This window comes from Rhizobium sp. 01T444, assembly GCF_056398305.1.
Genome location: NZ_JBFTPD010000182.1, coordinates 1 through 701 on the forward strand (window position 1 = coordinate 1; position 701 = coordinate 701).

Genomic DNA, 701 nt, shown 5'->3' on the forward strand with positions numbered 1-701 from the left:
CCACAGGCCCATGATGGTTCGCAGCGTGGTCGTCTTGCCCGCGCCGTTGCGCCCCAGCAGCATGGTGAGCTGGCCCCTGGGCACGGCGAGGTCCACGCCGTGGAGGATGTGATATGCGCCGATGTGCGTGTGCACGCCCTGCAGTTCGAGAAGGGCGGCACTCATGCGGTCTCCTTCGCGATGCCCAGATAGGCCTCCTGCACGACCGGCGAGGCAATGACCTCGGCCGGTTCCCCATCGGCCACCAGCTGCCCGTTGTGCAGCACGATGATCCGGTCCGCGAGTTCGCGCACCACATCCATCTTGTGTTCCACGAGCAGGATTGTCTTGGTCTTGTCCTTCTTCCGCGCGCGGATCAGGTCGAGGATCACCGGCGCTTCGGCCGCGTTCATCCCGGCCGTCGGTTCGTCGAACATGAAGACCTTCGGCTCGAGCGCCATCAGCAGCGCCACCTCGAGCTTGCGCTGGTCGCCGTGCGGCAGGCTCGCGACCGTCGCGTTTTCCTTGGCCTTGAGCGCCACGTCGGCGAGGATCTGGTCGGCCCGCTGCGTCAGCGCGTGGTGGTCGCTCCAGATGCTCCAGAGATTGAGCCCGCGCCGGTGAGCGCCGCCGCGCGTGGCCTGCACGGCGAGGCGTACGTTCTCCAGCACGCTGAGATGGGGAAACAGGTTGGTCAGCTGAAAAGCCCGGCCGAGCCCCGC

The 701-nt window shown here is 67.0% G+C and carries 2 protein-coding genes; both read right to left on the minus strand.

Annotation, left to right across the window (positions count from 1 at the left end):
- On the minus strand, positions 1-165 hold a 165-nt coding region (locus AC1DTN_RS37865; protein ID WP_477925274.1), incomplete at its 3' end, for an ATP-binding cassette domain-containing protein.
- Positions 162-701, minus strand: a 540-nt coding sequence (locus AC1DTN_RS37870) for an ABC transporter ATP-binding protein (RefSeq protein ID WP_477925273.1), incomplete at its 5' end; no start/stop codon positions are given. The genes AC1DTN_RS37865 and AC1DTN_RS37870, both read right to left, overlap by 4 nt.